A 22,991-nucleotide genomic window follows, 5' to 3' on the forward strand; every position below is an offset into this window, starting at 1 on the left:
TTACATGGCCTCGATGGCGGTCCGCTGTTCGGTCAGACGGTTCATGCTGCCCTGGGCATCCCGAAGCTTCTCTTTCTCTTTTTCCACCACGTCAGCCGGCGCCTTGGCGGTGAACTTTTCATTGCCGAGCTTGCCTTCGAGTCGGCCCACTTCTTTCTGCAGACGCTCAAGTTCCTTGTCCAGGCGCTTGAGCTCGGCGTCCTTGTCGATCAGGCCGGCCATGGGGACCAAGACTTCCATCTCGCCAACCAGTTGGGTAGCAGACATGGGCGCTTCGCCGTCGGTGAACCACTCCACGCTTTCCAGCTTGGCCAGGGATGCCAGGAACTGGCGGTTTTCGTCCAGTCGGCGCTTGTCCTGCGGGTCCTGCCCGCGCAGCAGAACCGGGATGGCCTTCGCGGGGGAGATGTTCATTTCGCCTCGGATATTCCGTACGGCAACAATGACGCCTTTCAGCCATTCGATATCGGCGGCAATGGTGGCATCCTGCTTGCTCATGTCGGGTTCAGGGAAGGGCTGCAGCATGATGCTGTCCCCGGTTTTCCCTGCCAGAGGTGCAATGCGCTGCCAGATTTCTTCGGTAATAAACGGCATGATCGGATGCGCCAGGCGCAGGACTGCCTCAAGCACGCGCACCAGTGTGCGACGGGTGCCACGTTTCGCTTCCGCACTGGCCGTGTCGTCATTCAGGGCCGGCTTGGACAGTTCCAGGTACCAATCGCAGTATTCGTTCCAGATGAACTCGTACAGGGCGTAAGCCGCCAGATCGAAACGATACTGGTCAAGGTGACGGATCACGTCCTGCTCGCAGCTCTGGAGTTCACTGATGATCCAGCGGTCAGCCAGGGACAGTGCCACCGGTTCGTCATTGACGCCGCAGTCTTCCCCTTCGGTGTTCATCAACACATATCGAGCGGCGTTCCAAAGCTTGTTGCAGAAGTTGCGGTAACCTTCCAGGCGCTTCATGTCCCAGTTGATGTCACGGCCGGTGGTGGCCATAGCCGCCAGGGTGAAGCGCAGGGCGTCAGTGCCGTGGGCGGTAATGCCTTCCGGGAATTCCTTCTTCGTGCGTTTGGCGATTTTCTCGGCCAGCTTGGGCTGCATCAGGTTGCCGGTACGCTTTTCCAGCAGGTCATTGAGCTCAATACCATCGATCATATCCAGCGGGTCGATGACGTTGCCCTTGGACTTGGACATCTTGTCGCCATGTTCATCGCGGATCAGGCCGGTCACGTACACGGTCTTGAAGGGCACCTGGGGGGTGCCGTCTTCGTTCTTCATGAAGTGCATGGTCATCATGATCATCCGGGCGACCCAGAAGAAGATGATGTCAAAACCGGTCACCAGCACATCGGTAGGATGGAAGGTTTTCAGGCGCTCGGTAATTTCCGGCCAGCCCAGGGTGCCGAAGGTCCAGAGGGCGGAGCTGAACCAGGTGTCCAGCACGTCTTCATCCTGGTTCAGTGCCACGTCAGCGGCCAGGTTATGCTTCTGGCGAACTTCGTCCTCGCTGCGGCCGACGTAGATATTACCCTCGGCATCGTACCAGGCGGGAATACGGTGGCCCCACCAGAGCTGGCGGGAAATACACCAGTCCTGGATGTCACGCATCCAGGAGAAGTACATATTCTCGTACTGTTTGGGCACGAACTGGATGCGACCGTCTTCTACGGCTTCAATGGCGGGCTTTGCCAGGGTCTTGGCGTCTGCAAACCACTGATCGGTCAGCATCGGCTCAATAATCAGGCCGGAACGGTCACCACGGGGCACACTCAGCACGTGGTCTTCCACTTCCTCAACCAGGCCTTCTGCATCCATGTCCGCCACAACCTGTTTGCGGGCTTCCTCACGGGTGAGCCCGGCGTAGGCGGCAGGCAGGCTGCCGTCCACATCTGTGTTCTCGCTGCCGTCGGGGTTGACCACTTCGGCTACATCACGAATGCAGGCATCCTGGGTCATGACATTGATCATTACCAGGTTATTGCGCTTGCCCACGGCGTAGTCGTTAAAGTCATGGGCCGGGGTGATCTTGACGCAGCCGCTGCCTTTCTCGGGATCTGCATGGGTATCCGCAACAATGGGAATGCGGCGGCCTACCAGGGGCAGGTCCACGAACTTGCCCACCAGATGCTGGTAACGCTCGTCGTCCGGGTGAACGGCCACGGCCGTATCACCCAGCATGGTTTCGGGGCGAGTGGTGGCGACAACAAGGTAGTTCTTGCCATCCTTTGTTTTCTCGCCGTCCGCCAATGGATAACGCAGGTGCCAGAAAAAGCCCTTTTCCTCCTTGTTCTCCACTTCCAGGTCGGAAATGGCGGTGTGCAGCTTCGGGTCCCAGTTGACCAGACGCTTGCCACGGTAGACCAGGCCTTCATCGTAAAGGCGAATGAACACTTCCTGAACGGCCTTGTAGAAGCCGTCGTCCATGGTGAAACGTTCGTGGTCCCAGTCCACGGAGTTACCCAGGCGGCGCATCTGTCCGGTGATAGTGCCACCGGAGTGCTCTTTCCAGTCCCAGATGCGCTTGATGAACTCTTCCCGGCCCAGGTCGTAGCGGGTCATGTCTTCTTCGGCCGCCAGTTTACGCTCGACCACCATTTGCGTGGCGATGCCGGCGTGGTCACTGCCTACCTGCCAGAGGGTGTTGCGGCCCTGCATGCGCTTGAAGCGGGTGAGCGTGTCCATGATGGTGTGCTGGAACGCGTGGCCCATGTGCAGGCTGCCGGTGACATTGGGCGGCGGGATGGCAATGCTGAATGATTCGCTTTCGCCCCCTTCCGCCTTTTCTGAACGGGGGCGGAAGTACCCTTTGGATTCCCAGTTTTCGTACCACTGGCGCTCGATGTTTTCTGGCTGGTAGGTTTTTTCCATGGGTTTCTTCTGGTGACCGTTTGGTTGATTCGCAAGGGAAATTCGAGGCGATCGATTATACATGCTCCTTGGGTTCTCGGCGAACCATGGGGGAGGGGTACGGGGGTGGTTTGAATTTCAGGCGGGAAAAGAACTCGCTGCGCTCAGACACCTTTTCTCGCCTGAAATTCAAACCACCCCCATACCCTTATGGAGTCCGAGTTGTCTCGGCGGTGTTCAATGGTTTTACCTGGGTTTGATTGTGAGTCTGTTTTATCTTCCCGGGCCAGCAGACAAACCAGAGACAGACCTTGCGCCGTTTTAGAGAGACCCGCCTGGCTAGTAAGAGTGGGGTGGTGGTATTTATTTCCCGCCAGGAAAAGGTGTCCGAGCGCAGCGAGTTCTTTTCCCAAGGGAAATAAATACCACCACCCCGCTCCTCCCCCAAGCCAGCAGTCCTACAAGAGGCTCAAAATCACCGCTTCCTCTGATCATGAACCCGAGGCTCAATCCCCAGCGTACGCAGTTGCTTAAAGTGAGATCGTGCCTGTGTCAGAACCGTTTCATCATTATGGGCAACCAGCGCCAACCGTTTGAACCGGTCTGCATCCGCCGGCAGCGTGGCCGAGAGGATGATGACCGTATCCCAGTCTTCGGCAACCGGCGGGCAAAGCAGTATGCCGACGGGATCGGTGCAGGTGGTGGCGGAGTCGGGGACGATGCTGTGGGGTATGAAGGCGTCAGGGCTGAAGTTCCAGAGCAGATCGTCCAGCTCCTGGGCGTGCTGCATGGTGTCGCAAACGATGCCCACGCGGTCGCCCTGCTGCCGGGCCTTGGCCACCAGTTTTGCAGTGTGGAGGTTGCGGGCAGCAGGGGTGTTCTGGGCGAGGATGTGGAACCAGTAGGACTGGTTCCGGTCATCCCGGGCGCCGGCATTACTTTCCGGCATGGGACATCAGGTAGTCGACCAGCATGGGTACCGGACGGCCGGTAGAGCCTTTGGCCTTGCCGGAGTTCCAGGCGGTGCCGGCGATGTCCAGGTGGGCCCAGCGGTAGTCCTTGGTGAACCGGGACAGGAAGCACGCAGCGGTGATGGTGCCGGCCGGGCGGCCGCCGATGTTCTGCATGTCGGCGAAGTTGCTGTCGAGCTGGCTCTGGTATTCGTCCCACAGGGGCAGGCGCCAGGCACGGTCACCCGCGCGTTCACCCGCGGCCAGCAGGTCGTTGGCCAGCTCGTCGTTGTTACTCAGAAGGCCGGTAGCATGGTTGCCCAGTGCAATGATGCAGGCACCGGTGAGGGTGGCCATGTCGACAACCACTTCCGGGTCAAACTTCTTGACGTAGGTGAGGGCGTCGCACAGCACCAGACGGCCTTCGGCGTCAGTGTTGAGAATCTCGATGGTCTGGCCGGACATGGACGTAACAATGTCGCCCGGGCGGGTTGCGGTGCCGCTGGGCATATTCTCCGCGGCGGCGATCACCGCGACCACGTTGATCTTCGGTTTGGTTTCGGCAATGGTTTTCATGGCACCGAAGACGGCGGCGGCGCCTCCCATGTCGTACTTCATTTCATCCATACCTTCGCCGGGCTTGAGGCTGATGCCACCGGTATCAAAGGTGATGCCTTTACCCACCAGAACGTAGGGTTTGTCTTTTGGCTTGCCGCCCCGGTATTCCATCACAATCAGCTTTGCGGGCTGAGCGCTTCCGGCAGAGACGGACAGCAGGCTGTGCATGCCCAGCTTCTTCATCTGCTTTTCGTCCAGCACCTCGGTCTTGATACCGTCGTTTTCTTTCGCCAGCTTTTCGGCCTGTTCAGCCAGCCAGGTGGGGTGGCAGATGTTCGGCGGCGTATTGCCCAGATCGCGGGTAAAATTCATGCCGCGGCCGGTGGCAAGGCCAAGGTTGAAGGCATCTTTCAGTGTCTTCCCGGTGCCGGAGGCGGCAACCGTGACTTTTGCCAGTTTGCGGTCTGACGGTTTTTCGCTCTTGAATTCGCTGAAACGGTAGAGCTGCTCTTCCAAAGTGCGGCCAATAAGATTCAGCCGTGCCGCTTCCGAACTGATGGCTTCGTCACCGGTTACGAGAGTGTCTCCCAGACCCACCAGTACATGTTTGGACGGGCCATCTTTGATCTGGCCGGCCATGGCGATCAGCGCCTTGCGATAGTTGGCAGGGGTGCGGTCCTTGTCCGCTCCTGTGCCGACCACCAGAAGTCGGGCCCAGGGCAAGCCATCCAGCGGGACTTGCAGGGTGGTTGCGTTTTTACCGGTGGCGTCCCCGTTTTTATGCAGGGTCTTGATCAGTCCGCCCAGGACTTCGTTTGCCTGTGTGGTAGAGGCGGGCCAATCGCCTTTTTCCGGCACAGCAACAACAAGGCAGTCCGCTTTGGTATCGGAAATGGGCTTACTGCTCAGGGTAAAATTCATGGCAACTCCCGTTGGTTGTTCTGTTGAAGGACAGACCCGATGTCGGGTTCCTTGTCCGAATGCTTATAGCATTGGGGTTTGGGGTGAAATTATCAAGCGCTGACAGGTTGTTAACGTCTTTGTTAAACCCGTGGTCTGTCATTCAGCCCCAAGGTTACTTAGAATACGGCGAATCCTGATTTCCATCGACTCCGGTCGCATCCGGCTCTGAGAGACCGAATTGAGCATCGTTTTCCGCTACCTAACCCGCCAGGTAATTATCAGCATGCTTGCCGTTTCCGGCATTCTGCTGATGGTGTTCATGAGCGGCCGGTTTATCAAGTATCTGGCCGATGCCGCTGCCGGGGAACTGGCCGGCGATGTTCTGTTCCAGATTATGGCCTACCGCTTTCCCGGATTTCTGGAGCTGATCCTGCCGCTGGGCTTTTTCATTGGCATCCTGTTGGCCTACGGGCGCATGTATCTGGAAAGCGAAATGACGGTGCTGTCTGCCTGTGGTATCAGCGACAAGCAGCTGCTGGGTAAGACCCTGATTGGCAGTATTCCGGTGATGCTGACCGTGGGCGCCATGAGCCTTTATGTATCGCCCTGGGGTATGAAACAGGTAGAAGCAATCTTCAATGAGCAGCGCCAGGCAACAGAGTTTGAAATGCTCGCCCCCGGCCGTTTCCAGTCGCTGTCATCCGGTGGGCGTGTTACCTATACAGAAGGGTTGAGTGACGATAAGCGACGGCTTGAGGGGGTTTTCATTGCCGAGTACCAGCAGAATGGTGAAGGTCTCTCGATTGTTACCGCCCGGGAAGGCTCCCAGCTGGTTGATGATGAGACCGGCAGCCGGTTTCTGATACTCGAAGAGGGGGCCCGCTTCGAGGGTGTTCCCGGCCGCCTTGATTACGATGTGACCGGCTTTGATGCCTACGGACTGAAGATTCGCAGCGGCAACGCCCGGGAAAAAGAGCTCGATGAGGGACTGAGTACCCTCGATCTCATGGCCTCCGACAACCCGGAGCACCGTGCCATGCTGCACTGGCGGTTTACCCTGCCGCTGATTGTGCCAATTGTAACCTTGCTGGCCGTGCGGCTCAGCCGCGTCAATCCACGCCAGGGGCGGTTTTTTCATCTGCTTCCTGCGATGCTGGTTTACATCACCTACCTTGGCCTGCTTATTGTCGCTCGTGACGCCCTTGAAAACGGAAAGGTTCCGGAGTGGGTCGGCCTGCTCTGGGTGCACGCCATCTTCCTGCTGCTCGGGCTATGGCTGCAATTTGGCCCCGCCTGGCTGTATCGGCGACGCCTGATACGGGAGGGTCACGCCCGTGCGTAAGATCGACCGTTATGTGATGAGTACGGTAGGCGGCGCCATGTTCCTGGTGATGCTGGTGGTGTTGTCTCTGGACCTGATTTTTGCGTTTATTGCCGAGCTGGACGACGCCGAGAATGATTACCAGATGCTGCAGGCCCTGTGGTTTGTATTCATGACTCTGCCCCGCCGCATCTATGACTATTTACCCCTTGGCGCATTCATGGGATGCCTGGTGGGGCTCGGCGCCATGGCGAGCTCTTCTGAGCTGACGGTTATTCGCGCCGCCGGCGTCTCTCTGAAACGTATTGTGTGGTCGGCTATGAAGCCGGCACTGGTGATCGTCCTGATCGGCGTGCTGATCGGTGAATACGTGGCGCCCCCGGCGGAACGGCTGGCCCAGAGCCAGAAGGCCATGGCACAGGGAGCGGGCGAGAATGTGGCGTCGGCATCAGGCATCTGGCATCGGGAAGGCGAGGTCTTCATGCACCTTAACGCCGTCCAGCCGAATGGGATGCTGCATGGCATATCGCTGTTTCGTTTCGATGAAGACCGCTGGCTGGTGTCTGTCAGCTTCGCCGAACGCGGCATTTATCAGGGCGATCACTGGCTGCTGGAAAATGTCACCACCACCACTCTGAGTGAAGACAGGACCACACAGGAAAAGCAACAGGCGCTGCGATGGGAAACCGGTTTGTCTCCGGATGTGCTCAGTGTGTTGATCGTGAAACCGGAGGACCTGTCCATCTCCGGCCTATATACCTATGCCCGCTATCTGGGTGAGCAGGGGTTGAACGCCGCCAACTACTGGCTGGCGTTCTGGAAGAAAGTACTGATGCCATTGGGCACGGCGGTGATGGTATTGGTGGCGATCTCGTTCGTATTCGGCCCGCTGAGATCCGTGACTATGGGATTCCGCGTGTTTACCGGCCTTATTGTTGGTTTGTTGTTCAAATATATGCAGGACCTTCTGGGGCCCATGAGCCTGGTGTTCGGTTTCAATCCGGTGCTGGCCATTGTTCTGCCGATTGCCATCAACGCGGTAGTGGGCGCGGCGCTGATGAGGCGGGCAGGGTAGCTATTTCTTTGGTTCTTTCGGCACCGTTGCAACGATGCTGCCGGAAGCGCGGTCGGTCAGAGACAGACCGTTGATGGGATAGAACAGCGCGATAATTGCCGGGATAGTGACGAACAGGGTGGCGGCGTTCAGATAGTAGGCGCCCAGCAGGGCCACGAACAGAATCGCGGCTGCCGCTGTGTAGCGTTTCAGTGCCTGCGTCCAGGAAACGGACGTTCCATCGAGATTTTCAATGCGAATGCGCCACACCTGCATGCCCAGCGTCTGGCCGTTTCTGGTCCAGAAATAACCGAAAAACAGGTACAGGGCCAGGAAGAGCACAAACGTCAGTACCGGATCTGCTCCGATAGTACCCGCTTCCGCCATTTCCTCGTACTTGTCCCAGCCGGTCATCCAGCCTGCCACAAGCGTATACGCCCAGGTGGTCACCAGCAGCACCGCAACGCTGATCAGTGCATCGTAAATCACAGCCATGAGTCGCTTGATGAACGCGGCGGGGGGTAACAGTTCCTCGTCGGTATGAAAGCGGCGGGGCATGGCGTCTCCTGTGATGTTTCACGTTTTTCCTGTTGTCGGCGTGTGCTAGAGTAGCGGATTTGCACGCGCATGTAAGTATGTGTCTTTAAACGTGGACCCCGCACGGGTTTATACAAGGGTATCAAAGGGCTATGAAAACCGCAGAGTTGCGACAGGCATTTCTCGATTACTTCAAACAGCAGGGCCATACCATCGTACCAAGCAGTTCGCTGGTGCCGGCGGACGATCCGACATTGCTGTTTACCAACGCGGGAATGAACCAGTTCAAGGACGTGTTCCTTGGCCGTGAAGAGCGCGACTACACCCGGGCGACCACCTCGCAGAAGTGCGTTCGGGCCGGCGGTAAGCACAACGACCTGGAGAACGTGGGTTACACCGCGCGCCACCACACCTTTTTCGAGATGCTGGGCAACTTCAGTTTCGGTGACTACTTCAAGCGTGAAGCCATCAACTTTGCCTGGACTTTCCTGACCGGTGACGACTGGCTGAGGCTGCCGAAAGAAAAGCTGTGGGTCACCATATATGCCTCTGATGACGAAGCGTTTGATATATGGAACCAGGAAATTGGCGTTCCGGCTGACCGCATTGTGCGCATTGGGGACAACAAGGGCGCCCCCTACGCATCGGACAACTTCTGGCAGATGGGCGATACCGGCCCCTGCGGCCCCTGTACCGAGATCTTCTTTGACCACGGCCCGGATGTGGCTGGCGGCCCTCCCGGTAGCCCGGAAGAAGACGGTGACCGCTACATCGAGATCTGGAACGTGGTGTTCATGCAGTACAACCGCCAGGCGGACGGCGAAATGCTGCCGCTGCCCAAGCCCTCGGTAGACACCGGTATGGGGCTTGAGCGCATCACGGCGGTGCTGCAGGGGGTCCACAGCAACTACGAAATCGATCTGATGCAGGACCTGCTGAATGCAGCTTCCGACATTCTCGGCGGCGTGGAGACCACCGAGGCCTCACTGCGGGTGGTGGCAGATCATATCCGCTCCTGTGCCTTCCTGATTTCCGATGGCGTGATGCCGTCCAATGAAGGCCGTGGTTTCGTATTGCGCCGAATCATCCGCCGGGCCGCCCGCCACGGCAACAAACTCGGTGCCACCCAGCCGTTCTTCTATAAGCTGACCGGTGCCCTGGTTGAACTGATGGGCGGCGCGTATCCGCAATTGGTCAGCAGTCGCAAGCAGATTGAAAAAGTACTGCTGCAGGAAGAGGAGCAGTTTGCCAAAACGCTCGATAAGGGGCTGCGCCTGCTGGAACAGGACATAGCAGAGCTGAAGGGCTCCGAGATTCCGGGCGAAACCATCTTTACGCTCTATGACACTTTTGGTTTTCCAGTGGACCTGACCAACGATATCGCCCGCGAGCGTGGCCTGACCCTGGACTACGAAGGCTATGAAAAGGCGATGGAACGCCAGCGTGAGCGCGCCCGTGCGGCCAGCAAGTTCGGTATAGACTACAATGCCGGCGGGCTGTCCATTGAAGGTTCCACAGAATTTACCGGGTACGAGCAGATTGATGGCCACGAAACCATCCGGACTGTCATCGTCGACGGCAAGGAGAAGAATGCCCAGGCTGGCGACGAGGCCGTGGTGGTACTGGAACGCACGCCGTTCTACGCTGAATCCGGCGGCCAGGTGGGCGATACCGGGCTGCTGACCTGGAGTGGTGGCCGTTTCAAGGTGACTGATACCCAGAAGGAAGGCAGTAATCATCTTCACATAGGCACGGTGATTGAAGGCGAGCTGTTTCCCGGCCTGGAAGTGGATGCCCGCATTGATCATGCCCGTCGTGAACGAACCAAGAAAAACCACTCGGCAACTCACCTGATGCATGCTGCTCTTCGTAAGGTGCTGGGCGAGCACGTAACGCAGAAAGGCTCGCTGGTGGACCCCGACAAGCTGCGTTTTGACTTCTCCCATTTTGAGCCGGTTACGCCCGAACAGTTGCGGGAGATCGAGCACCAGGTAAACGAGCAGATTCTGGACAACACCGCGGTTCAGACCGAAATCACCGATATGGAGCAGGCTCAGGCGAAGGGGGCCATGGCACTGTTCGGTGAGAAATACGGTGATACCGTGCGGGTGCTGAGTATGGGCTCTGACGCTTATTCTGTGGAGCTCTGTGGTGGTACTCACGTGGCGCGTACCGGTGACATCGGCCTGTTCCGCATCACTTCGGAAAGTGGTATTTCCTCCGGCGTTCGCCGGATTGAAGCGGTGACCGGTTTTGGCGCCCTGGAATGGGTTGAGGAAACCGAGAAAACATTGCGCGAAGCAGCCAAGCTGGTAAAGGGCTCCCGTGAGTCGCTGGTGGAGAAGGTTCAGCAGACCCTGGACCGCAACCGCCAGTTGGAGAAAGAGATCAGTGCTCTGCAGGCGAAGCTGGCAAGCTCCGCCGGAACCGACCTGGCCAGTTCTGCTGTGGAGGTTGGAGGGCTGAAAGTGGTTGCCTCGGAAATGGAAGGTGCCGATCGCAAGGCGCTGATGGAAACCGCAGACCAGCTCAAGAACAAACTGGGTGAGGGCGTAGTAGTGCTCGCCAGTGTCGAGGATGGCAAGGTTACCCTGGTGGCTGGTGTGACCAAGTCGGCTACCGGCAGGATCAAAGCCGGCGACCTGATGAAGCATCTGGCAGCACAGGTCGATGGCAAGGGTGGCGGGCGCCCGGATATGGCTCAGGGGGGCGGTAATGATCCGTCAAAACTGGCGGAGGCTCTCTCCGGAGTTCCTGCCTGGGTTGAGAAAAATATTGCGTAGATAACTGTTTCAAAAATGGGCGTGCGTTTATAATCCCGCCCGTTTGATCGTCTCAGGCAGGACCCTGTCCTGCCATTTGTCCACGTTTGGTATCGGGAAAACAATGGCGCTCTTGGTTCAGAAATTTGGGGGTACATCCGTAGGCACCACCGAACGGATTGAAGCGGTTGCTGAAAAAGTCAGCCGTTTTCGTAACGAAGGGCACGACGTGGTGGTTGTGGTGTCAGCCATGAGTGGTGAGACCAATCGCCTGATTGGTCTGGCCAGTGAGATTATGGAAGAGCCTACACCCCGGGAAATGGATGTTCTTGTCTCTACCGGCGAGCAGGTCACTATTGCCCTTTTGGCCATGGCGCTGCAGAAGCGTGGCTGCGATGCTCGCTCCTATACTGGCGGGCAGGTGCGGATTCTGACTGACAGCAGCCATACCAAGGCGCGTATCAGGCAGATCGATGAGCAGCGCATGAGGGAAGACCTCAACGCCGGCCGTGTGGTTGTAGTTGCAGGCTTCCAGGGCATTGATGAGAATGGCAGCATTACCACCCTGGGCCGTGGTGGGTCAGATACCACCGCCGTTGCCCTTGCTGCCGCATTGAAGGCAGACGAATGTCAGATCTACACTGATGTGGATGGTGTTTATACTACCGATCCGCGGGTGGTCGACAGCGCACGCCGGCTTGAACGGATCACTTTTGAAGAAATGATTGAAATGGCGAGCCTTGGCTCGAAAGTTCTTCAGATTCGCGCGGTGGAATTTGCAGGTAAATACAATGTTCCTTTAAGGGTGCTTTCCAGCTTCCAGGAAGGTGAAGGTACCCTGATTACTCTTGAGGATGATAACGCCATGGAACAACCGGTCGTCTCCGGCATAGCCTTTAACCGTGACGAAGCCAAGCTGACGATTTCCGGCGTGCCGGATACACCGGGCAGCGCCTTGCGTATTCTGCAGCCGATCAGTGATGCCAATATAGAAGTCGACATGATTGTTCAGAACGTCGGCGCGGATAACCGAACGGATTTCACCTTTACAGTGCACCGCAATGACTTCAAGCGCGCCCAGGGTGTCCTTCAGAAAGTATCCGATGAGCTCGGGGCCCGTGAAGTCAGTGGCGACAGCAAGATCGCCAAGGTGAGCATTGTGGGTGTGGGCATGCGCTCTCACGCCGGTGTTGCAACTAAAATGTTTGCGGCGCTGTCTAATGAGGGCATCAATATTCTGATGATTTCGACGTCCGAGATTAAGATTTCTGTGGTTATTGACGAAAAATACCTTGAGCTAGCGGTTCGGGCGCTTCATAGTGCGTTCGAGCTGGATAAGCCCGGAATAGAGGAAGCCTGATAGCCAGCGGGCGATATATGCCGCTTTGCTCGGGTTTTCGATAAAAAGGGCATCATTTGCAGACTTCGGGCTTGAGAAGTGCGTATAAGTGATTATGCGTCTTTTGATCGGCAAGTGATCCCACTATAAAAGTAAGCAGTATATACATTTTTCGGAACAGGTAGCTCTGGATAAGGGAGTAAAGGACATGTTGATTTTGACCCGCCGAGTTGGCGAAACCCTGATGGTCGGTGACGACATCACCGTAACCGTGCTTGGGGTAAAGGGGAACCAGGTGCGAATTGGTGTGAATGCCCCTAAAGAAGTGGCGGTACATCGCGAAGAAATCTATCAGCGCATTCAGAGTGAGAAAGACTCTGAAGAGCCAGAGCCTGGCAACAGCTGAGCGAAAAAAAGGCCGTTCGAGGGAAACCCGGACGGCTTTTTTGTACCCGAGGGAGCGGGGTTTGAAAAAACTCGTGTCAACCCTATGAAATCAGAAAATTTATGGTAGTATACGCCCCGTTCTTAAGGAGAGGTGGGTGAGTGGCTGAAACCAGTTCCCTGCTAAGGAACCGTACGAGCAATCGTACCGAGGGTTCGAATCCCTCCCTCTCCGCCATTTCTTTTGGGAGATGAAAGAGAACGGTCTGAATTGAGATATTGCGATGCGCGGCTGTAGCTCAGCTGGATAGAGTACCTGGCTACGAACCAGGCGGTCGGAGGTTCGAATCCTCCCAGCCGCGCCACTTATTTAGAGCTTACTTTCGTGTACCCGTTACCAGAGACTTGCTCTTAAGTCAGACGGGATTTGAACCGAAAGAGGTTCGACCGAAGCACACGAAGTGTGCTGAGGAACGCCGGAGCGCAGCGACGGCGGCCCCGAAGGGGTGAGGGCCGAAGGCCCGAATAATCCTCCCAATAGGCTGATCGCGATGCCGGTGGGGATGTTGAGTTTCAAGCGGCTGTAGCTCAGCTGGATAGAGTACCTGGCTACGAACCAGGCGGTCGGAGGTTCGAATCCTCCCAGCCGCGCCATATCAAGACCAAAGCGCCTCAGTTTGTGAATCCCACAGACTGAGGCGTTTTGCTATGTATAGCTGGGAGGATTTGAACCGAAAGAGGTTCGACCGAAACCCACGGAGTGGGTTGAGGAACGTCGGAGCAGCGCGACGACGACCCCGAAGGGGTGAGGGCCAGAGGCCCGAATAATCCTCCGAGCCGCGCCATATCAAACAAAAAACCCCGCCCTTGAGCGGGGTTTTTTGTTTTCTGATCCCCTTCCGTTAATTGCGTCATCTCCTGATTGCTCCTATGTTATAAAGCGCTGGTTTTAGAAATACAGTTTCGCCAAGCAGAACAAAGGTGCCATCAACAACAATAATCAGGAGCAAAAATATGACGTTGAGCAAAAACCTCCTAGCACTGTCTTGCGCCACTGCCGTAGCGCTCACAGCCCCGGCCACTGGCTTCGCCAAGGCATCGGACCAGGGCAGGGCCCAGGGACAGGGAATAGGCAAGGGCCTGACTGAGCTGGTCCGGGAGCATGACAGCCGGATTTTCCAGGTTCAGGAAAACGCCGAGCTGGCCTTCACAGCTCTCTCGGGTGCGACAGCGTACTGGGGAGTCTACGAAGGTATTCAGGGGCCCGCTTCCTACACCGCCGAGTTCCCTGAAAACTGGAACGGTGGTGTGATCATGTATACCCATGGTTTCCGTGGCCAGGGTCAGACGGTGACGCGTGAGGTGCCCAATCTCGCGTTCCGGAATACGGCCCTGGCTCTCGGCTATGCCTGGGCGGCGTCGTCTTACTCGGCCAACTTTTACGACGTTCGCGCAGCCATCGAGGATACCAACCGCCTGGCGCTGGAACTGACAGATTATCTCGAGCGGGACTGGAGTGTGGGGTATAGCGACCCCGGCCAGTACCTTATTGCGGGCGTTTCAATGGGTGGCCATACGGCAGCTGCCGCCGTTGAACGCGAAACGCTGGAAACAGCCCGCTATCCGGTTGCTTACGAGGGGGCCCTGCCATTGTGTCAGGCGGAACAGAACCAGTTCCAATGGCTCGGCGATTATCCCCGCGTGGTCAGGGAGCTTGGTGGGTTCGGTCACAGGCCTTATGAAGGCTTCCAGGAGTATGTTGGCGAGGCGCTGTTCAATCTGTTCGAGTTCGACGGGGGTGCACCCACTTTTGTGCCGAAGAATGAGGCTGGCCAGCGTCTGAAGGACATTGCGATGAATCTGACCGGTGGAGACCGGCCAATATTTGACGAGGGCTTCCAAAACCCGACATGGCACGGCGCTGTTTTGGGCACTGGGGGCCGCGACGGGACGGTAACCGGTATCCTGGCCAATGAGATTTACGACAATACCGACCGTATCTATCGCTGGACAGAGGGTAAGCGCGTTACCGGCCAGGAACGGGCATTTACGGCGAAGGTTGGGCGCTTCCAGGCGGACAAGGGTGTCAACCCTGTTCGTGACGACAGCGTCCGCTGGCTACCTCTGGTTCAGGGTGACTTCGATGTACCGGTACTGACCATGCATACGCTGGGTGATTTTTTCGTACCGTTCGTGCATCAGCAGCTCTATCGTGAGGCGGCCGAGACCCATGGCAGTGAGGACATGCTGGTCCAGCGGGCGATCCGTGATCCGAACCACTGTGGCTTCTCGCGCACCGAGTTCTCCACCGCGCTCGTGGACCTGGTGACCTGGGTGAATTCCGGTACCAAGCCCGGTGGCGACGAAGTGCTGGACCCGGCAGTCGTGGCTGATGAGCAGTATGGCTGTGCCTACACCAATGATGAGCTGTCCAGCGGGCGTGATAATCTCCCGCAGTGCGAATAAACGGACAGTCACCAAGGTGTTGCTGAAGCGCCCTCTACGATCGTAGCGGGCGCTTCACAACCTGAAGCGGGAAACGAGGCTCTGAAGCTCGCTGCCAAGCCTGGCCAGTTCGTTGCTGGAGCTGGCAGTCTGGTTTGCCGAGGCTGCGGACTGGTCTGTTACGTCCCGGATGCGTGTGATGTTCTGGCTGATCTCTTCGGCCACCGAGGTCTGTTGCTCCGCGGCGGTAGCGATCTGATTGTTGTACTGCTTGCTGTCTTCAACGGCCCGGGCGATACGCTCTATGGTCTTGCCTGTTGCCGTTGCCCGTTCCAGCGTGTTCGAGGCCATGGTAGTGCTGGATTTCATTGCGGACACTGAATTGCCCGCACTGGTCTGGAGTGCGGTTACCAGCGTTTCGATTTCCTGGGCGGAGGTCTGGGTGCGCTGGGCCAGTGAGCGGACTTCATCGGCCACCACAGCGAATCCCCGGCCTTGCTCGCCGGCTCTGGCGGCCTCGATGGCTGCGTTCAATGCCAGCAGGTTCGTTTGCTCGGCAACAGACTTGATCACGTCCAGGACCGTTCCTATGTTTGCCGTTTCATTCTGCAGTCCCTCAATCGTTTCCATGCTCTGGCTGACTTCTCTGGCGAGACTGGTGACCTGGTCGACGGTTTCTCTCACCTCGCGTTCACCATCGGTTGCCTGGCTGGCAGCATCCGTTGCCACTTCAAGGGCTTGCTCGGCGCTTTTTGCAATTTCGGCAACCGTGGCTGTCATTTCATTCATGGCCGTCGCGACCTGATCCGTTTCCTGTTTCTGGCGATTGATGCCATCGCTGGCCTGGTTGGTGACGGTTGAGAGCTCTTCTGCCGAAGCCGCGATGTTGGACGCACCGGATTCGATGCTCCTGACCAGCTCCCGCAGGCTGGTCACCATAGTGGCGAGGGCTGCCATCAGGCGGCCGATTTCATTGGTTCCGGTAGCGTGGATATCGACCGTCAAATTGCCGGACGCAACCTCTGATGCTGCTGCAACTGCCTGATTGATCGGGGCGACGATGGCACGGGTAATCATATAAGCCATCAGTATACCGAGGGCCAGGGCGATCCCGGTGGCGCCGATGATCAGTCCGGAGGCCTGCTGGCGCTCAGATTCCATTTTTTCAGCCTGCCGTATTCGCAGTCGGTCTGCTGCTGCGATGGCATCTCGGGCAGTACTGACCATTTCGTCTGAGAGCCGATTCCCGGAGTCGGTCAGTGTTACCACCGTCTGGAAATTATTGACGTAGGTGGTCAGTGCCTGGTTGATCCCGGCCTTTTCTTCATCGCTGAGGCCGGCGGATTTCAGTGGGGCCTGTATTCGCTTCGCGTCGTCGAGGTAGGCCTTGACGCTGGCTTCGTCGCTCTCGATAAGAAACTTGCGTTCCGAGCGACGCATGTCCTCAAACATTGCAGAGGCGAAAAACAGGGAGCTATGGGCCTTCAGGGAGGAGCCGAAGATACGCGCGGCGGTCTCCAGACGTTCCAGGGCCTCATCCCGTTCACTGATGTTTTTCTCGACCTCTCCCATCAATCGCTGATACTGCTTTACGTCTGACTGGATGCGGCCCAGGCTGTCTAGGTCTTCGGTATTGGCCACCAGCGGTTTGATGTCATTGGTCAGTTCAAGAACACGGTCACCCTGAGCCCGGGTTTGCGTGACAGCGTCAGCTTCGCCTGTCAGAAGAAAGTTTTTTTCTTCTACGCGTGCTTCCGTAAGGCTGGTGTTCACCTGCCCGAGCATCGCAACGATACTTGATCTCTGGCTAAAGCTGTCCAGAGCCTGGTCACCAACGACCCCCACCAGAATGGTCAGTAACAGCAAGATGGTAAAGCCGCCCGCCAATCTGGTGCGGATGGTCATGTTGGTGAAAAGCTCTGGAATGCGCATTGTTAGTATTCTCTGGAGGATAGGTTTTACCGACTCCACCTTTTGATCCGTGCGCCCGAGTCAAAGGCCGGCAGGCTTTCCTGATACGCAGTGAGGATCAAAGGTGGTTGTTATTTGATATATATTAAGTCGGTTTACGGCCCTATATTCCAGAACTTTACAGTTACAGAAGATTACTGCGGGTTTTTGACCTGATACGGAATCTCGGATTGTAGGATGTAATCGCTATCAGAACGAGATTGATTGTTCACCACATCAGGTCATCCGGGATCTCATAACCTGCATAGGGGTCATCATCCCCGGCGTCATCTCTCTTGCGGTCATGAAGGACAACAACAGCACGCTCGTCCCGCTCCATGATTTTCCGCGCCACACCCTCTGCAACAACTTCATAGGCTTCGTTCACAAACACGATGGCCAGCCGGCCGCGGGACAGCTGGTCAACCATTGTGTCGTCCACGAAGATCTTCTTGATCTTCTTCTCGTGTACGAACTGGTAGGAAGTTTCACCCCTGGACCGATCGAGTCGGTTGGTTTCCACCAGTTGCCGGATCTGGGCCTGGACGGCCTTTTTCTCGGCTTCTTTCTGGCGCTGAAGGTTCAGTTGCCGGTCCCGCTCGGCTTTCTCTTCCCGGGCCTGACGGGCGCGGGCTTCAGCTTCATTGACCTCGACAGTGCCTTTGGGCTGTTGCTTGCGCTTTTTGTGTTTCTCGTGGCGGATGGCCTTGGCCTTTTTCTCATCGGCCAGGCCGGCCTTTAAAAGCTGATCCTGTAGTGATGGCATTCAATGCTCCGTGGCGGTTTGCTATTTCTGGTAAACTGCTTGCAGTATACGCCCGGAATGCTCCCGGTCGAACCCACCCTCTATTGCTATTCCAGGAATTTTTATGCCGTCATTCAGTGAGCTGGGTCTTTCCCGGCCAATGCTCGAAAACCTGTCGAGACTTGGCTTTGAAAGCCCGACCCCCATCCAGATCGGCGCCTTGCCTCCCGCGCTAAGGGGCAGCGACCTGATCGCCATGGCTCAGACCGGCAGTGGCAAGACGGCTGCTTTCGGTATTCCGCTGGTGGAGAAGCTGAACCCGCGCCGGTTCCAGGTCCAGGGACTGGTGCTTTGCCCCACGCGGGAACTGGCGGACCAGGTGGCCAAATCCTTGCGGGAACTGGCTGTGGCGAGGGATAACGTAAAAATCCTGTCGCTATGTGGCGGGGTATCCATTGGCCCTCAGATCGGTTCGCTCAGTCATGGCGCTCACATTGTGGTTGGAACCCCGGGGCGGATTCAGGATCATCTGTGCAAAGGGACGTTAAAGCTGGACCAGCTTACAACTCTGGTTCTGGATGAAGCAGACCGGATGCTGGATATGGGCTTTCAGGAGGCGGTTGAGGACATCATCAGTCAGGCGCCGACAAAAAGGCAGACGCTGATGTTTTCCGCCACCTGGCCGGAGAATATCCGCAAGCTCAGTGAACAGTACCAGAGCAATCCGGTGGATGTGAGAATCGACAGCCAGTCTCTTGAGTCTGACATCACCGAGCGCTTCTATGAAATTGCGCCGGGGCAGCAGGTTCAGGCACTGGCTGCGTTGTTGTCGCTGCATCAGCCTGCATCGTGTATTGCCTTCTGCACCCGTAAGCAGCAGTGCGATGAGGTGGCCAGTGAACTGAATGGCCTGGGATTTGCGGCCTTGCCTCTGCACGGAGACCTGGAGCAGCGAGACCGTGACAGTGTGCTCGTGCGCTTTGGCAATCAGAGCTGTTCTGTACTGGTTGCGACTGATGTTGCCGCCCGTGGGCTTGATATCAAGTCGCTGCCGTTGGTGGTCAATGTAGAGCCTGCCCGGGATCCGGAAGTGCATACCCACCGGGTTGGAAGGACGGGGCGCGCGGGAGAGCAGGGGCTGGCCGTGACATTCTGCACACCGGCGCAGGCGCACAAGATCAACCGCCTGGAGGCCGGGCGCCAGCAGCCGGTGGAGTGGGGAAGCACTCCAGACCTCTTGGCCACGCCTTTGAAGCCCGCCGAGCCCGCTATGAGAACACTGTGTATTGCAGGTGGCCGAAAAGACAAGGTCAGGCCGGGCGATGTTCTGGGCGCGATAACCGGTGAGGCCGGGCTTCCGGGCAAAGTGGTGGGGAAGATAGACCTGTTTGATTTCCAGTGTTTTGTGGCGGTTGAAAAGGAATCAGCGGCCACAGCCCTGAAAAGGCTGGAACAAGGTCGCATAAAGGGGCGTAAAATGCGTGTACGTTATGCATGAATGAGAATCAGTTTTACCTGCCTGAGGCCCGTCACTATGGGCCAGGGTGCTCGGAAACCACCTATTGAAACCTGCAATTAGGTTGCTCAGTGGGTCGGAAAACGGTAAATTACGCGGGATTTTGCCCCCCGAATTGGCCTGCCCTTGGAGGTTCTTCACTGGATAACAGGCAGCTCGGGAAAATCAACAACTCAATACAGGTAGCTATTCGTTATGAATGAGCTGATGTCACAAGCCATCGATCTGATGGTCGCAGGCATGGGGTTTGTTTTCGCATTCCTGATCATCCTGGTGTTTGCAACCCTGCTCATGTCAAAACTGGTGCTCCGGTTTGGTCCAGCTGAGCCTGAACCTGCCACTCCGGCCCGTAATTCACGTGCAAAGCCCTCAGCGCCGTCGCCAGTCGATCCTGACACCGCTGAAGCTATTAAAAAAGCGATTGCACAATACCGGTCACGCCACAAGAAGTGACCTGGCAGACAGATTAGAACCTTTAAACAGAAGGCTGACACGATGACTGACACAAAGAAACCGCTGGGGATTACGGACGTTATTCTGCGTGACGCCCACCAGTCCCTGCTGGCCACCCGCATGCGGCTTGACGATATGCTGCCCATCGCCGAGAAGCTGGACAAAGTAGGCTTCTGGTCTCTGGAATCCTGGGGTGGAGCTACCTTTGACTCCTGTATCCGCTATCTGGGCGAGGACCCGTGGGAGCGCATCCGTGAGCTGAAAAAAGCCATGCCCAATACTCAACAGCAAATGCTTCTGCGCGGCCAGAACCTGCTGGGCTACCGGCATTATGCGGATGACGTGGTGGATCGTTTCTGTGAGCGCGCTGCCGAAAACGGCGTAGATGTGTTCCGTATTTTCGATGCGATGAACGACCCCCGTAACCTGGATCGCGCCATCAAGGCCGTTCGTAAGACCGGCAAGCACGCCCAGGGCACCATTGCATATACCACCAGCCCGGTGCACACCATCGAAATGTGGGTAGAGCTGGCGAAGGAAGTCGCGGACATGGGCGCGGACTCCATCGCCATCAAGGACATGGCCGGCATTCTCAAGCCTTATGTTGCTTTTGACCTGGTCAGCCGTCTGAAGAAAGAGCTGGATATCCCGATTCACATGCAGTGCCACGCCACGACCGGTATGTCTACCGCAACCGCCATCAAGGCAGCGGAAGCCGGCATCGATAACGTGGATACTGCCATCTCCTCTATGAGCATGACCTATGGTCATTCACCCACCGAAGCGGTGGTTGCGATTCTGGAAGGAACCGATCGTGACACAGGCCTCGATCTGAACCTGCTTGAAGAGATTGCCAGTTACTTCCGTGAAGTGCGTAAGAAGTATGCCAGATTTGAAGGCAGCCTCAGGGGCACCGATTCCCGAATCCTGATTGCTCAGGTTCCGGGGGGCATGCTGACCAACATGGAAAATCAGCTCAAAGAGCAGAACGCGGCCGACAAATTCGACCAGGTTCTGGATGAAATTCCCAAGGTACGTGAAGATCTGGGCTTCATCCCGCTGGTAACACCGACGTCTCAGATCGTCGGCACCCAGGCGGTACTGAACGTACTGACCGGTGAGCGTTACAAGTCCATCTCCAAGGAAACCTCCGCGATTCTCAAGGGCGAGTACGGTGCTGCACCGGCGCCAATGAACAAGGAACTGCAGGAGCGTGTACTGGACGGAAAGGAGCCAGTGACGTGCCGTCCGGCCGACCTGATCGAGCCGGAAATGGACAAGCTGACCGAAGAGCTCAGGAATATCGCGAAAGAGAAAGACATTAAGCTGGCCGAGCAGGAAGTGGATGACGTTCTCACCTACGCCCTGTTCCCGCAGATTGGTCTCAAGTTCCTTGAGAACCGCGGTAACCCGGATGCGTTCGAACCGGTTCCGACCAAGGAAGATGTAGCCGCGGCCCCTGCGAAGAAGGGCGGGCCCGAAACCTATACCGTGGAAGTTAACGGCAAGGAGTATGTCGTAGCCGTTAACGAAGGTGGGGAAATCAGCCAGATTGAAGGCAAGGGCGGTGCCGGCGCATCGGCGCCTGCGGCTTCCCCATCTGCGCCAGCTCCTGCCGGCGGTGGCGAGCCGGTTCCGGCACCGTTGGGTGGCAACATCTTCAAGGTACTGGTTTCTCCGGGTGACGCTGTTGAAGAAGGCGATGTGCTGATTATCCTCGAAGCCATGAAAATGGAAACCGAGGTGCGTGCACCCAAGGCCGGTACCATCGGCGAAGTCTTCATCAAGGTCGGTGATGCCGTTGCCGTTGATGATGAAATGCTGACAATCGCATAAGGGCCAGCATTCCATGGATAAATTAATGACGTTGTGGACGGGCAGTGGCCTGTTCAACATAGAAATTGGCCAGGTGGTGATGATCGTCATCGGCCTGCTGCTTCTGTATCTTGCGATTCGCAAGAAGTTCGAGCCTTTGCTGCTGGTGCCGATTGGCTTCGGTGGCATTCTGGCGAATATTCCGGAGGCAGGGCTTGCCCTGTCTGCGGCTGAGAATGCTCTTCATTTTGCCAAGCCAGAAGTCCTGGCCGCTCTGGCCAGCACTCTGGATGTTGGCTATCAGGCGGGGCAGGCTGTGACCCCTGAGGTAAAAGAGGCGTTCAAGCTCGCCTTCAAGGATGCAGGGTATTCTACCGTTAGCGCGGCTAATGCCATTGCGTCTGACTACGGCTATGGCAACGGCATGCTCTACAACTTCTACACCATTGTTATTGGCAGCACCGTTGGCCCGTTGCTGATCTTCATGGGTGTAGGTGCGATGACGGACTTTGGCCCGCTGCTGGCGAACCCGAAGACATTGCTGCTGGGCGCTGCTGCCCAGTTCGGTATCTTTGGTACGGTGCTGGGCGCTGCTCTGCTGGACTGGTTGGGCATTCTTGACTTCACCATTCTGGAAGCCGCTGCCATTGGTATCATCGGTGGTGCGGACGGCCCCACATCCATCTATGTGTCCAGCGTACTGGCTCCCCACCTGATTGGTGCGATCGCGGTTTCAGCCTACGCTTACATGGCGCTGGTTCCGATGATTCAGCCGCCAATCATGAAGGCGCTGACAACGCAGAAAGAGCGGGCCATCAAGATGTCTCAGCTGCGCCCGGTCACCAAGAAAGAAAAGATCGTATTCCCGATCGTAGTGCTGGTTGCTGTTGCACTGTTCCTGCCCGATGCCGCTCCGCTGCTGGGTATGTTCTGCTTTGGTAACCTCATGCGGGAGTGTGGCGTGGTTGAGCGTCTGAGCGACACTGCCCAGAACGCACTTATCAATATCGTGACCATTTTCCTGGGGCTGTCGGTTGGCTCCAAGCTGATGGCGGACAAGTTCCTGGATGGCCAGACTCTGGGCATCCTGGGGCTGGGTATTGTGGCCTTCGGTGTTGGTACGGCGTGTGGTGTTCTGATGGCGAAGCTGATGAATGCCTTCGTAAAAGAGCCCATCAACCCGCTGATCGGTTCCGCGGGTGTATCCGCGGTGCCGATGGCAGCACGGGTGTCCAACAAGGTTGGTCTTGAGGCCAATCCGCATAACTTCCTGCTGATGCACGCCATGGGCCCGAACGTGGCCGGCGTTATCGGCTCTGCGGTGGCTGCGGGTGTAATGATCAAGCTTCTGGGCTGATCGTTTCACTTTAGTGAATAAGGAGACCCCGCTTCGTGCGGGGTTTTCTCGT

The 22,991-nt window shown here is 57.1% G+C and carries 16 protein-coding genes and 3 tRNA genes; 13 read left to right on the forward strand and 6 right to left on the reverse strand.

From position 1 onward, the window contains the following. The 3 genes from FO268_RS17170 to FO268_RS17180 all read right to left on the reverse strand — a co-directional run bounded on the left by FO268_RS17170 (nucleotide 1) and on the right by FO268_RS17180 (nucleotide 5,279). The gene (locus FO268_RS17170) at nucleotides 1-2,871 is read right to left on the reverse strand and encodes a valine--tRNA ligase (protein WP_150994468.1); all 2,871 of its coding nucleotides are present in this window, start codon (nucleotides 2,869-2,871) and stop codon (nucleotides 1-3) included. 454 nt (nucleotides 2,872-3,325) lie between these two features. Then, nucleotides 3,326-3,799, reverse strand: a complete 474-nt coding sequence (locus FO268_RS17175) for a DNA polymerase III subunit chi (protein WP_150994469.1) — start codon at nucleotides 3,797-3,799, stop codon at nucleotides 3,326-3,328. Continuing rightward, the gene (locus FO268_RS17180; RefSeq protein WP_150994470.1) at nucleotides 3,786-5,279 is read right to left on the reverse strand and encodes a leucyl aminopeptidase; all 1,494 of its coding nucleotides are present in this window, start codon (nucleotides 5,277-5,279) and stop codon (nucleotides 3,786-3,788) included. Before FO268_RS17180 ends, FO268_RS17175 begins: the two co-directional genes overlap by 14 nt. A gap of 220 nt (nucleotides 5,280-5,499) precedes the next feature. Here FO268_RS17180 and lptF point away from each other — a divergent pair, with 220 nt between their 5' ends. Both lptF and lptG read left to right on the forward strand, forming a co-directional pair. Continuing rightward, nucleotides 5,500-6,603: an LPS export ABC transporter permease LptF gene (gene lptF / locus FO268_RS17185; protein WP_150994471.1), complete on the forward strand. Its 1,104-nt coding sequence runs from the start codon at nucleotides 5,500-5,502 to the stop codon at nucleotides 6,601-6,603. Then, nucleotides 6,596-7,657: an LPS export ABC transporter permease LptG gene (gene lptG / locus FO268_RS17190; RefSeq protein ID WP_150994472.1), complete on the forward strand. Its 1,062-nt coding sequence runs from the start codon at nucleotides 6,596-6,598 to the stop codon at nucleotides 7,655-7,657. Before lptF ends, lptG begins: the two co-directional genes overlap by 8 nt. On the opposite strand, the gene FO268_RS17195 is transcribed toward lptG, so the two are convergent. After that, entirely contained in the window at nucleotides 7,658-8,194 is a 537-nt protein-coding gene (locus tag FO268_RS17195; protein WP_150994473.1) for an RDD family protein, read from the reverse strand. Between the two features lie 131 nt (nucleotides 8,195-8,325). Between FO268_RS17195 and alaS the strand changes: the two genes are divergently transcribed. The 7 genes from alaS to FO268_RS17230 all read left to right on the forward strand — a co-directional run bounded on the left by alaS (nucleotide 8,326) and on the right by FO268_RS17230 (nucleotide 15,124). After that, nucleotides 8,326-10,956 carry an alanine--tRNA ligase gene (gene alaS, locus FO268_RS17200; RefSeq protein ID WP_150994474.1) on the forward strand — a complete coding sequence of 877 codons (2,631 nt, stop codon included), beginning with the start codon at nucleotides 8,326-8,328 and terminating at the stop codon, nucleotides 10,954-10,956. A 103-nt stretch (nucleotides 10,957-11,059) separates the two neighbouring features. Continuing rightward, entirely contained in the window at nucleotides 11,060-12,295 is a 1,236-nt protein-coding gene (locus FO268_RS17205; protein WP_150994475.1) for an aspartate kinase, read from the forward strand. Between the two features lie 187 nt (nucleotides 12,296-12,482). Next, entirely contained in the window at nucleotides 12,483-12,680 is a 198-nt protein-coding gene (gene csrA, locus FO268_RS17210; RefSeq protein WP_135956501.1) for a carbon storage regulator CsrA, read from the forward strand. A gap of 126 nt (nucleotides 12,681-12,806) precedes the next feature. Continuing rightward, a tRNA-Ser gene (locus FO268_RS17215) sits at nucleotides 12,807-12,896 on the forward strand. 50 nt (nucleotides 12,897-12,946) lie between these two features. Continuing rightward, nucleotides 12,947-13,023: transfer RNA gene (locus FO268_RS17220), tRNA-Arg, on the forward strand. Between the two features lie 212 nt (nucleotides 13,024-13,235). Further along, nucleotides 13,236-13,312 (forward strand) — tRNA-Arg (locus FO268_RS17225). Nucleotides 13,313-13,672: 360 nt separating this feature from the next. Continuing rightward, nucleotides 13,673-15,124, forward strand: coding sequence for an alpha/beta hydrolase (locus FO268_RS17230; RefSeq protein ID WP_150994476.1), 1,452 nt, complete (start codon nucleotides 13,673-13,675; stop codon nucleotides 15,122-15,124). A 54-nt stretch (nucleotides 15,125-15,178) separates the two neighbouring features. On the opposite strand, the gene FO268_RS17235 is transcribed toward FO268_RS17230, so the two are convergent. Both FO268_RS17235 and FO268_RS17240 read right to left on the reverse strand, forming a co-directional pair. Continuing rightward, complete coding sequence (locus tag FO268_RS17235) at nucleotides 15,179-17,035, reverse strand: methyl-accepting chemotaxis protein (protein WP_150994477.1); 1,857 nt, start codon at nucleotides 17,033-17,035, stop codon at nucleotides 15,179-15,181. 247 nt (nucleotides 17,036-17,282) lie between these two features. Then, nucleotides 17,283-17,819, reverse strand: coding sequence for a DUF2058 domain-containing protein (locus FO268_RS17240; protein ID WP_150994478.1), 537 nt, complete (start codon nucleotides 17,817-17,819; stop codon nucleotides 17,283-17,285). A 103-nt stretch (nucleotides 17,820-17,922) separates the two neighbouring features. Here FO268_RS17240 and dbpA point away from each other — a divergent pair, with 103 nt between their 5' ends. From dbpA to FO268_RS17260, 4 genes are all read left to right on the forward strand, one after another. Then, the gene (gene dbpA, locus FO268_RS17245) at nucleotides 17,923-19,296 is read left to right on the forward strand and encodes an ATP-dependent RNA helicase DbpA (RefSeq protein ID WP_150994479.1); all 1,374 of its coding nucleotides are present in this window, start codon (nucleotides 17,923-17,925) and stop codon (nucleotides 19,294-19,296) included. 213 nt (nucleotides 19,297-19,509) lie between these two features. Further along, nucleotides 19,510-19,767 (forward strand): OadG family protein, encoded by a 258-nt coding sequence (locus FO268_RS17250; protein ID WP_150994480.1) that lies wholly within the window; start codon nucleotides 19,510-19,512, stop codon nucleotides 19,765-19,767. A gap of 42 nt (nucleotides 19,768-19,809) precedes the next feature. Further along, nucleotides 19,810-21,603 carry a sodium-extruding oxaloacetate decarboxylase subunit alpha gene (oadA, locus tag FO268_RS17255; protein ID WP_150994481.1) on the forward strand — a complete coding sequence of 598 codons (1,794 nt, stop codon included), beginning with the start codon at nucleotides 19,810-19,812 and terminating at the stop codon, nucleotides 21,601-21,603. Nucleotides 21,604-21,616: 13 nt separating this feature from the next. After that, entirely contained in the window at nucleotides 21,617-22,939 is a 1,323-nt protein-coding gene (locus tag FO268_RS17260; protein ID WP_150994482.1) for a sodium ion-translocating decarboxylase subunit beta, read from the forward strand. Nucleotides 22,940-22,991: the final 52 nt, after the last annotated feature.

The organism is Marinobacter denitrificans, assembly GCF_008795955.1.
In the GTDB taxonomy this organism is placed as follows: domain Bacteria; phylum Pseudomonadota; class Gammaproteobacteria; order Pseudomonadales; family Oleiphilaceae; genus Marinobacter; species Marinobacter denitrificans.

Excerpts from the sequence above, each read along its gene's own strand:
- FO268_RS17170 (WP_150994468.1), bottom strand. The coding sequence starts at position 2,871 with ATGGAAAAAACCTACCAGCCAGAAAACATCGAGCGCCAGTGGTACGAA.
- FO268_RS17175 (WP_150994469.1), bottom strand. The coding sequence starts at position 3,799 with ATGCCGGAAAGTAATGCCGGCGCCCGGGATGACCGGAACCAGTCCTAC.
- FO268_RS17180 (WP_150994470.1), bottom strand. The coding sequence starts at position 5,279 with ATGAATTTTACCCTGAGCAGTAAGCCCATTTCCGATACCAAAGCGGAC.
- FO268_RS17195 (WP_150994473.1), bottom strand. The coding sequence starts at position 8,194 with ATGCCCCGCCGCTTTCATACCGACGAGGAACTGTTACCCCCCGCCGCG.
- alaS (WP_150994474.1), top strand. The coding sequence starts at position 8,326 with ATGAAAACCGCAGAGTTGCGACAGGCATTTCTCGATTACTTCAAACAG.
- FO268_RS17205 (WP_150994475.1), top strand. The coding sequence starts at position 11,060 with ATGGCGCTCTTGGTTCAGAAATTTGGGGGTACATCCGTAGGCACCACC.
- csrA (WP_135956501.1), top strand. The coding sequence starts at position 12,483 with ATGTTGATTTTGACCCGCCGAGTTGGCGAAACCCTGATGGTCGGTGAC.
- FO268_RS17230 (WP_150994476.1), top strand. The coding sequence starts at position 13,673 with ATGACGTTGAGCAAAAACCTCCTAGCACTGTCTTGCGCCACTGCCGTA.
- FO268_RS17235 (WP_150994477.1), bottom strand. The coding sequence starts at position 17,035 with ATGCGCATTCCAGAGCTTTTCACCAACATGACCATCCGCACCAGATTG.
- FO268_RS17240 (WP_150994478.1), bottom strand. The coding sequence starts at position 17,819 with ATGCCATCACTACAGGATCAGCTTTTAAAGGCCGGCCTGGCCGATGAG.
- dbpA (WP_150994479.1), top strand. The coding sequence starts at position 17,923 with ATGCCGTCATTCAGTGAGCTGGGTCTTTCCCGGCCAATGCTCGAAAAC.
- FO268_RS17250 (WP_150994480.1), top strand. The coding sequence starts at position 19,510 with ATGAATGAGCTGATGTCACAAGCCATCGATCTGATGGTCGCAGGCATG.
- oadA (WP_150994481.1), top strand. The coding sequence starts at position 19,810 with ATGACTGACACAAAGAAACCGCTGGGGATTACGGACGTTATTCTGCGT.
- FO268_RS17260 (WP_150994482.1), top strand. The coding sequence starts at position 21,617 with ATGGATAAATTAATGACGTTGTGGACGGGCAGTGGCCTGTTCAACATA.